The organism is Myroides injenensis M09-0166 (genome assembly GCF_000246945.1).
Classification (GTDB): Bacteria; Bacteroidota; Bacteroidia; order Flavobacteriales; family Flavobacteriaceae; genus Flavobacterium; species Flavobacterium injenense.
Window position 1 is genome coordinate 1 of the sequence record NZ_BAEX01000113.1, and the last position, 9639, is coordinate 9639.

A 9639-nucleotide genomic window follows, 5' to 3' on the forward strand; every position below is an offset into this window, starting at 1 on the left:
GCTCTATTTTTTATAGTAATTGAATATATTATCTCATCTACTCTTCTTCGTCTTCGTAAAAATCAAACCATTGAACATCTTCAGTCATTGTTTTATCAACAAATAGTTCAAGAGCTTCAGTATCTTCTTTAGCAAAATAAACTCGTTGTGTCTTTCCAATACTTTCTGAAAGTCTAAATAATTTAGGTTCTAGTCTATTTCTTAATTGTTCGTCAGCATCATCTATAATATACATTAAAAGTCGATTAACGTCAAATCCTGCACTGCTAAACATCTCATTTAACCGTGTAGATGTTCCTATTAAAATATCATTACCTAGTGATAATTGATTTTTATCTTCGTCTAAATCTGTATAATCATGCACTCCATAAACATCTACATCCATATATTTACTATAGTCATCAAAAACCTGCATCAAGCGTTCAACCTCAAATTTATCTTTTACAACAATAAGAACTCTAGTAGATATCATGTCTAAAGCTGGCTTTTCTACTCTTTGTAATGCAGAAATAACCATAGCTGTAGTTTTCCCTTCCTCATGTGGAGCTACAATAACAATATCCTGTCCACCTTTTATAATACCAAAAGTACTCTTTTGAAGTGTTGTAGGTTCTGTCAAACCATTTACCACTAAATTCTCTTGTAAGGTATTATTAATCTTTTTTAATTTCATAAATTATTTATTTGCAAATAACTCTACATCTTGCTTAGTTACAGTTTTACCTCCCAAGATTATAAGTCTTTCAATAACATTTCTTAACTCTCTAATATTTCCCGTCCAATTATATTCTTGTAATAATTGAATTGCATCCTCTGAAAACTCTTTTACTGCTGTACCTTGTTCATCGGCAATTTGCTTTACAAAGTGATTTAATAATAACGGGATATCATCACGTCGATCATTTAGCCCAGGCACTTCTATTAGAATAACTGCTAAACGATGATATAGATCTTCTCTGAATCTTCCCTCTTCTATCTCTTTTCGCAAATCTTTATTTGTTGCAGCAATCACTCGAACATCAACTTTTACATCCTTATCTGCTCCAACTCTAGTAATTATATTCTCTTGCAGTGCTCTTAAAACTTTAGCCTGCGCCGGTAAACTCATATCCCCAATCTCATCCAGAAATATTGTTCCCTTATTCGCTAGTTCAAATTTACCTGGTCTATCCTTAACAGCAGATGTAAATGCCCCTTTAACATGACCAAATAACTCACTTTCTATCAACTCTGATGGAATAGCTGCACAGTTAACTTCTATTAAAGGATTTGAAGCCCTATTACTTTGCAAATGTATTTGGTGAGCCACTAGCTCTTTCCCAGTTCCATTAGGCCCAGTAATTAAAACTCTTGCATCTGTTGGAGCTACCTTCTCAATCATTGCTTTTATATGATTTATTGGTTTACTATTACCAATCATATCATACTTTTTATTGATTTTTTTCTTTAAAATAGTATTTTCAACTACTAGTTTGCTTGTATCAAGAGCATTTCTCACTGTAGTCAATAATCTATTTAAATCAGGTGGTTTAGAGATATAATCATATGCTCCAAGACGCATCGTATTAACAGCTGTTTCGAGATCTCCATGCCCTGAAATCATTACGAAAACAGTTTGAGGTTTAATCTTTTTTGCTTCTATTAATAATTCCTCACCATTTAGTTTGGGCATTTTAATATCGCTAATCACTAAATCATAATCTTCATTAGTGATTTTTTGAAGTCCGTCTTCTCCATCTTCTGCAGTATCCACTACATATTCTGAAGACTCCTCTTCTAATATTTTTTTTAAAACTCTTCTAATTGCACTTTCATCTTCTACAATTAAAATTCTTGAAATCTTAGCCATATAGTTATTTGTAGAAAAGTTAATAATCTAATACTTAAGCCACTTATACAATTCTTTCCACGATGGTCGTTTACCATACATTAATATACCTATTCTATATATTTTTGCTGCAAACCAAACAACCAATATAAAGGTACCGAAAAGTAATACGATAGACAATAATATTTGCCAAAATGGAACACCAAATGGTATACGCATTAACATTACAATCGGTGAGGTAAATGGTATCATTGAAAACACAGTAGCAACAGTTCCATGAGGATCTTTTATTACTGTAAAGAAACCTATATACACTCCTAACATTAAAGGCAATAAAATAGGGAACAAAAATTGTTGTGTATCTGTTTCATTATCTACTGCCGCACCTATCGCAGCATATAAAGAACTATAAAGAAAATATCCTCCAATAAAAAAGATTAAGAAGTAGATAAATAAAGAAATAAGAGGTAAGCTTAAGATCTCTTGAACATAATTCTGAACATCTGTCAACAACTCAGGAGATAATCCTGCACTTGCTTCCATTATTTCGGTAGAAGTTCCTGTAGGCGCCATATTTACTCCTAAAAATATACTGCATGCAAACATCAACGCACCTCCTATGACTCCCCAAATTAAAAACTGCAACAGACCAGCCATTGAAGTTCCTATTATTTTCCCCATCATCAACTGGAAAGGCTTAACAGATGAAATAATAATCTCAATAATACGGTTCGTCTTTTCTTCAATAACAGAACGCATAACCATATTACCATATATGATAATAAACATCATAATGAAATAGCCAAATAGTCCTCCTATTACGATTTTTATTTCATTAAGTCCCTTAACAGTAGCTTCACCAGAGGCTTTACTCAATTTTAAATTTACTTTAGCTTGAGCCTCATCTATAATTTTAGTATCGATTCCGCTATTTTTTAAATTAACATGAGTAATCTTATCTCCAATTAGTAATTCTACCTTACTTACAAAACTCAAGCTAGGGCTATCATTAGAAATATAGGTTATATTATTTTGATAATCCTCAATATTTTCTTGCAAAGGAATATAGATCAAGCCTTCATATTTATCAGCCAAAACACTATCCTTCAATATTTCAATATCTATCGCAGATAAGTTCTGATAATTATACGACTCATTACTCTTAAACTGATTAATAAACAAACCACTCTCATCATGTATTGCTATTTGCTTTACATCTGCTTTCATAGAGCTTAAATAGGCTATTAAAACACTTAGAGCAACAAAAAATAATGGACTAACAAAAGTCATTACTATAAATGATTTATTGCGAACTTTAGCAATAAACTCTCTTTTTATTATTAGGGATAAAATACTCATTTTATTTACTTACTGTTTGAATAAATATATCATTTACCGTTGGCAGTTTCTCTACAAAATGGGTTACTTGACCATATTGAGAAAGTACATTTAGCAACTCATTAGGAAGCGAATTTCCTAAATCGATTTCTAATTGCAGCTCAGAGTTTAAGGATTTGAAACTTGTTGGTTTAATTTTAAATCTTTCTTCAAGTACAAGTTGAAGCTCTTTAGGGCGATCACTTAAAATGCCAACATGATATAAATGTGTTCTATAATCTCTCTTTACATCAATTAATTTACCTTCGATTAATTTATTTGACTTATTAATAAGAGCGATATAGTCACACATTTCTTCTACACTTTCCATACGATGCGTAGAAAAAATAATTGTGGTACCTTTTTCTTTTAACTCAATAATTTCGTCTTTAATAATATTTGCATTCACTGGATCAAATCCAGAAAATGGCTCATCTAGAATAAGTAATTTAGGATTGTGTAAAACAGTGACAACAAATTGTATTTTCTGAGCCATACCTTTTGATAGCTCTTGAATTTTTTTGTTCCACCATTCTTTTATATCTAATTTATCAAACCAATAATCTAATTGTTTTTTAGCTTCAGCCTTAGATAACCCTTTTAATTGCGCAAGGTACATTGCTTGTTCACCCACTTTCATTGTTTTATAAAGCCCTCTTTCTTCAGGCATATAACCAATATCTTTTATGTGAGTAGGGTTTAAAGTTTCACCATCTAATAAAATTTGTCCACTATCAGGATAAGTAATTTGATTAATGATTCTAATCAAGGACGTCTTTCCAGCTCCATTTGGTCCTAATAATCCATAGATGGAACCTTTAGGAATAGAGAGTGAAACATGATTTAAAGCTATTTTATCAGAATATTTTTTTACAACATCTTTTACTTCTAATATAGGTTGCATGTGTATAGAATCTATTTATTTGTGTAAAAATACTTTTTTATTTTCAATATTCGTGAAGTCTTGTTCAAATAAGATATGACATAAAAAAACCCAACCTTATTTAAAAAATAAGGTTGGGAAAAATTGCTATGAAAAAGAAAATCCACTGTTTAATAAGTGTACTACAAAACTAAGATTAATTTTCTAATTACGAAAACATTTCTTTCACTTTTTCAAAAAAAGATTTGTCACTCTTTGACGGAGCAGGTCTAAAGTTCTCGTCATCCTTCATTTTTTCGAAGAAATCACGTTGTTCTTTAGATAATTTTTTAGGTGTCCATACATTCACATGTACTAATAAATCACCATTACCATAACTATTTATACTAGGTAATCCTTTTCCTTTTAATCTTAAAATCTTACCAGATTGAATTCCTTCTTCTAATTTGATACGTACTCTACCAGTTACCGTATCAATTTCTTTTGCTCCACCTAAAGCAGCTTCAGCAAAACTTATATATAAATCATAGTGAAGATTTTCACCCTCTCTTTTTAGAGTATCATGATCGAGCTCTTCAATTACAACTAATAAATCACCCGGAACACTGTTTTTTCCAGGAGCCTCATTTCCTTTGCCAGCTACTTTTAGTTGCATACCATCAGAAACTCCAGCTGGTATCTTGATTGATACTGTCTCTTCTTGAAAAATCATTCCTTCCGAATCTGCACCAGCAGGTTTGTGATCAATTACTTGACCACTACCATGACATGTATCACAAGGAGCTGAAGTTTGCATGCGTCCTAACATTGTATTGACTACTTTGACAACTTGTCCACTACCATGACATGTAGGACAAGTTTTATAAGTTACGCCAGGAGCTTGAACTTTTCGTTTTACTTTTATTTTCTTCTCAACACCATTGGCAATATCCTCTAATGTTAATTTAACTTTTATACGTAAGCTAGTTCCTTTAACTCTTCTTTGACCGCCTCCGCCGCCTCCACCGAAGCCGCCAAAACCACCGAAGCCTCCGCCTCCGCCGCCAAATGCACTACCAAAGATATCACCAAATTGGCTGAAGATGTCATCCATATTCATGTGGCCTGCGCCACCTCCAAAACCTCCAGCACCATCAAATGCGGCATGACCATATTGATCATACTTAGCTTTTTTATCAGGATCACTTAATATCTCATAAGCTTCAGCTGCTTCTTTAAATTTTTCTTCGGCTGCTTTATCTCCAGGGTTTTTATCAGGATGGTATTCAATGGCTTTTTTGCGATAGGCTTTCTTAATTGTAGCTGCATCAGCGCCTTTATCAATACCTAATATTTCGTAATAATCCTTTTTCATTTTATATATCTTATTTAGGTGAGTCTATTGACCAATTACTACTTTTGGAAAACGTATAATTTTATCACCTAGTTTATATCCTCTTACAATTACATCAACTATCTTCCCTTTCATATCATCCCCAGCAGGAATCTGTGTTACAGCTTCAGCTATATCGGCATTAAAATCATCACCAATCTTTACCTCAACTTCTTGTAATCCTTTGCTTTCTAAAGTATCTTTAAATTTAGTAGATATTAATTTTACTCCAGTTAAATGATCGCTTTCTCCTTCTTTTTCTAACTCTACAATTGCACGATCAAAATCATCAATTACTGGTAATAAAGACTCTATAACTTCTTGACCTGCTGTTTTAAATAACTCAATTCTCTCTCTAGCAGTACGTTTTTTATAATTTTCAAACTCCGCGAATAAACGAACAAATTTATCTTTTTCTTTTGCTATCTCATTTTTCAATTCCTCTTCTACTGTTGTAGCTTCATCTCCAGCATTCTGTTCAGTTGTCGTCTCGTCTTTTGTCTCAATAGTTTGTTCTACACCCTCTTGATCTTTATTTATATCCTTATTTTCAGTACTCATAGTCAGAAAAAATTAATTATTATACTTTTTATAACTTTCCAATATCAAATCCTTTGCCAAGACAAAATCGCTGTCAATATGACACAATTTGTATATAAACTTTAAGTGATTTTAAAATAAAAATGCAAGTATGTCACCTTGACAAAATCATATAAATAAAAATATGCAGACTGTTTTAATTAGTAAAAGCTTGTGTTTTCACAAGCTTTTACTTTACTTTACTTTTAAATATAAATTTTGAATTGCTTTTTCAAGTTTTGGGAATACAAAACAGTAGCCTTTTTCCATAATCAACTTACTACTAACCCTTTGTCCATCTAAAACAAGAGAGGCCTTCTCACCTAAGAACAACTTTAGCACCCAACTAGGTATTGGGGGTAACCAAATTTTTCGATGAATTACATGACTCAAGGTATACGTCAATTCTTTATTTGTACGTGGATGTGGTCCAACAGCATTATAAATCCCATATAATTGATTTTTTATGACATATTCAAAAATATTAACGACATCAACTATATGTATCCAAGAATAGCATTGTTTACCACTACCTAAAACAGAACCTAAATACATTTTCATCGGTTTGATCATATGAGGTAAAGCACCACCTTCATCTGACAATACTAAACCAATACGTAATAATGAAACATTAATATCTAGTGTGTTAAATCTTAGATTAGCTTCTTCCCATTTTCTAACAACCTCAGCTAAAAAACCCTTAGCAGGTTCAAAATCACTTTCACTTTGGATTCTTGAAATATCAGCATAGATACCTATTGCAGATGCACAAACTATCTGTTTAACACTATGGCTATTCTGTTCAAGCCAAGTATATAAAAAATTACTAGAATTAATTCGACTATTTAAAATTGATTCTTTTCCAGATTTTGACCAGCTTCCCGAGATATTAGCCCCCGCTAAATGAACAATTACCTTTACATCTGTAAATGCTTCTTTTTCTATCTCTTGTTTATCAGGATTCCAATAATAGCCAGTGGCTCCAACAAAAACACCTTTTATTTTTCGTCGATCAGTAGTAAAATAGTTAACTTCTACATCATTATCTAAAAGTTGTTGCACAATTTTCTTGCCTATTAAACCAGTTGCACCTGTAACAAGAACTTTCATAAATACTATTTTTTTAATTTAAGAGTCCATTCAAAGTTCATTAAAGATACTTGTTCCCCTGATTGATTTCTTCCAATAGATTGCATCCATACAGTAACACCTTCACCAGTTTCAATCGTCTTTGCAATTGCTTGATCAAGCTTAGCCCCATCAACACACTCAAAAAATATCCTACCTGTTGCTTTCTTAGTAAATGTACTATTGTTATTAGCTACTAGCATAGAAATCTTTTTGCCACTGTCTTGTATTTTACTCATCACTAATGCACCTGTCGATAGTTCGGCTGCCATAGCTTGTACTGCAAAATACATCGATCTAAAAGGATTTTGGTTCTTCCAACCATGTTTAACCGTAGTAACAGCCCTAGTTTCTGAAATCTCTTTCATTCGCACCCCCGTCCAATAAGCCGAAGGCAATTTAAAAAACAAGAATTTATTAATATTTGATACTGTAAACTTCATTTCTAATTGATTTTTTATAAAGATACAAAAATAGGAATATGATTATAGTACTTTTTACATTAGTTAATTTAATGTTAATTTATAGTACTATGCAATACAAAGTACCTTCTTTTAAACATATCTTTGTTTCAGAAATTAGACAACGATTTAAATATGAATATAGAAAACACTAAAGCACAAATGCGCAAAGGAATTCTAGAGTTCTGTATTCTTTCAATATTACAACAGAAAGATTGCTATACTTCGGAAATCTTAGACGAACTAAAAAGTGTAAAATTAGTAGTAGTTGAAGGCACAGTATACCCACTACTAACACGCTTAAAAAACGATGATTATCTTTCCTATAGATGGGAGGAATCAAGTTCTGGACCTCCTAGAAAGTACTATAAACTCACAGAGCGTGGTCAAGAATTTTTGAATGAACTTTCTAAAACTTGGCAAGAACTTTCCAACGCAGTTGAAGCAATAACCTTAAAAAACACTATGAACAATGAATAAAACACTTACTGTAAATATTGGAGGATTAGTATTTCATATTGATGAAAATGCTTATCATAAATTAGATCAATATCTAAAAGCAATAAAACGTTCATTTTCAGAAGAAGAACAAGATGAGATTATTCATGATATTGAAATTAGAATAGCTGAATTATTTAATGAAAGGTTGACAGACAATAATCAAGTCATTACAGTTACTGACGTAGATGCTATCATTTCTGTTATGGGTAAACCAGAAGATTACGTAATAGAAGAAAGCGAAACTATATATCAAAAATATGAATATACGGGAACTAAAAAACTGTATAGAGATGGTGAAAATGCAATATTGGGTGGAGTTCTTTCTGGTTTAGGGCATTATTTTAAAATAGACACCGTATGGATGAGAATTATATTTTTAATATTAGTTCTTTTTTATGGAACAGGAGTTTTACTATATATAATACTTTGGATTATAGTACCTAAAGCAAAAACTACGACTCAAATCCTAGAAATGGAACGAGAGCCAATTAATATTACTACTATTGAAAAAAAAGTAAAAGAAAATATTAATTACGTATCTACAAAAATTAATGAAGCAGATTATGATCATATAAAAAATCAAACAAAGTTAGCTGGACAAAAAAGCGCTAAAGTTGTCAGATATTTCTTTGGAATTCTTTTTATTTTTATCAGTGTAGTTACAATTTTCACAACTTTAATTGGGTTATTTGCTCTATTCATCAATAAAGAATTAATTATAGAACAAGCAGATTTTATCAATTTCCCTTTAATTACTGACAACTATTTTCCATTATGGTTATCTGCAACATTACTATCATTAGTAACCATATTACCTTTTGTTGGTCTTTTTATTATTGGGCTTAGATTAATCTATACCAATATAAAATACGTTGGGGCAACTATTATAGGATTAATAGTATTATGGTTTATTAGTTTAGGATTTTTGATTATTCCCTTCCTAAATGCACAAGCTTATAATGTTGATATTAAAAATGAGAGCATAAAAATAAAAGAGAAAACAAATTTCACATTTTACAATTGTGATAGTTTAGATATAAAAATAGTAGATGAGAATTATTTTAAAAAATCAGAATTTGAAAAGATTGAAGATTACGAAATAAAAGAAATCATACAAAATAGTTTTATAAAAATTCAACTTTTACCTTCCTTTCAAGATGAAATATATGGAAAGGTAGAACTCTCTAATAAACCTACCTATACAAAAAAAGGGAAAAGGAATTCTAGAGTATATAGCGTTGATATTGATGCTATTCAATACAAAGAAAAAGACGATACTTTAATCATCGCTTACCAAACGATTCCATCTACATTTTTAAAAGATGTTTACGTAGAATACAATATTTATATTCCTGTAGGCAAAAGCATTTATATAGATGGTAATACAAAGCAATTACTCGTTAATCAAGAAAAAGAAATCATAGAAAATCACTGGTATCAAATGCAAGAAGATAATACATTAAAATGCATTGACTGTAAATAATTATAAACATTAACCATAAAAAAAAAA

At 31.1% G+C, this 9639-nt stretch carries 10 protein-coding genes; 2 read left to right on the top strand and 8 right to left on the bottom strand.

The features are described from left to right. Window positions 1-37: 37 nt before the first annotated feature. The 8 genes from RH98_RS13940 to RH98_RS13975 form a co-directional block, all read right to left on the bottom strand. A complete protein-coding gene (locus RH98_RS13940) occupies window positions 38-673 on the bottom strand; it encodes a DEAD/DEAH box helicase (protein ID WP_010256257.1) in 636 nt (211 codons plus the stop codon). Window positions 674-676: 3 nt separating this feature from the next. Further along, window positions 677-1840: a sigma-54-dependent transcriptional regulator gene (locus RH98_RS13945; RefSeq protein ID WP_026038917.1), complete on the bottom strand. Its 1164-nt coding sequence runs from the start codon at window positions 1838-1840 to the stop codon at window positions 677-679. Between the two features lie 36 nt (window positions 1841-1876). Further along, on the bottom strand, window positions 1877-3187 hold the full coding sequence (locus tag RH98_RS13950) for an ABC transporter permease (RefSeq protein ID WP_010256262.1): 1311 nt from the start codon (window positions 3185-3187) through the stop codon (window positions 1877-1879). 1 nt (window position 3188) lies between these two features. Beyond that, window positions 3189-4109 (bottom strand): ABC transporter ATP-binding protein, encoded by a 921-nt coding sequence (locus tag RH98_RS13955; protein ID WP_010256264.1) that lies wholly within the window; start codon window positions 4107-4109, stop codon window positions 3189-3191. Between the two features lie 187 nt (window positions 4110-4296). Beyond that, on the bottom strand, window positions 4297-5442 hold the full coding sequence (gene dnaJ, locus RH98_RS13960; protein ID WP_010256266.1) for a molecular chaperone DnaJ: 1146 nt from the start codon (window positions 5440-5442) through the stop codon (window positions 4297-4299). Between the two features lie 24 nt (window positions 5443-5466). After that, window positions 5467-6021: a nucleotide exchange factor GrpE gene (locus RH98_RS13965; RefSeq protein WP_010256268.1), complete on the bottom strand. Its 555-nt coding sequence runs from the start codon at window positions 6019-6021 to the stop codon at window positions 5467-5469. A 213-nt stretch (window positions 6022-6234) separates the two neighbouring features. Further along, complete coding sequence (locus RH98_RS13970) at window positions 6235-7149, bottom strand: TIGR01777 family oxidoreductase (RefSeq protein ID WP_010256269.1); 915 nt, start codon at window positions 7147-7149, stop codon at window positions 6235-6237. Window positions 7150-7154: 5 nt separating this feature from the next. After that, complete coding sequence (locus RH98_RS13975; RefSeq protein ID WP_010256271.1) at window positions 7155-7610, bottom strand: DUF4442 domain-containing protein; 456 nt, start codon at window positions 7608-7610, stop codon at window positions 7155-7157. Window positions 7611-7763: 153 nt separating this feature from the next. Between RH98_RS13975 and RH98_RS13980 the strand changes: the two genes are divergently transcribed. Both RH98_RS13980 and RH98_RS13985 read left to right on the top strand, forming a co-directional pair. Then, window positions 7764-8108, top strand: a complete 345-nt coding sequence (locus RH98_RS13980) for a PadR family transcriptional regulator (protein WP_010256273.1) — start codon at window positions 7764-7766, stop codon at window positions 8106-8108. After that, window positions 8101-9612: a PspC domain-containing protein gene (locus RH98_RS13985; protein WP_010256275.1), complete on the top strand. Its 1512-nt coding sequence runs from the start codon at window positions 8101-8103 to the stop codon at window positions 9610-9612. Before RH98_RS13980 ends, RH98_RS13985 begins: the two co-directional genes overlap by 8 nt. The last annotated feature ends 27 nt before the right edge of the window (window positions 9613-9639 follow it).

Coding starts and splice junctions, on each gene's coding strand:
- RH98_RS13940 (WP_010256257.1), bottom strand. CDS start 673: ATGAAATTAAAAAAGATTAATAATACCTTACAAGAGAATTTAGTGGTA.
- RH98_RS13950 (WP_010256262.1), bottom strand. CDS start 3,187: ATGAGTATTTTATCCCTAATAATAAAAAGAGAGTTTATTGCTAAAGTT.
- RH98_RS13955 (WP_010256264.1), bottom strand. CDS start 4,109: ATGCAACCTATATTAGAAGTAAAAGATGTTGTAAAAAAATATTCTGAT.
- dnaJ (WP_010256266.1), bottom strand. CDS start 5,442: ATGAAAAAGGATTATTACGAAATATTAGGTATTGATAAAGGCGCTGAT.
- RH98_RS13965 (WP_010256268.1), bottom strand. CDS start 6,021: ATGAGTACTGAAAATAAGGATATAAATAAAGATCAAGAGGGTGTAGAA.
- RH98_RS13970 (WP_010256269.1), bottom strand. CDS start 7,149: ATGAAAGTTCTTGTTACAGGTGCAACTGGTTTAATAGGCAAGAAAATT.
- RH98_RS13975 (WP_010256271.1), bottom strand. CDS start 7,610: ATGAAGTTTACAGTATCAAATATTAATAAATTCTTGTTTTTTAAATTG.
- RH98_RS13980 (WP_010256273.1), top strand. CDS start 7,764: ATGAATATAGAAAACACTAAAGCACAAATGCGCAAAGGAATTCTAGAG.
- RH98_RS13985 (WP_010256275.1), top strand. CDS start 8,101: ATGAATAAAACACTTACTGTAAATATTGGAGGATTAGTATTTCATATT.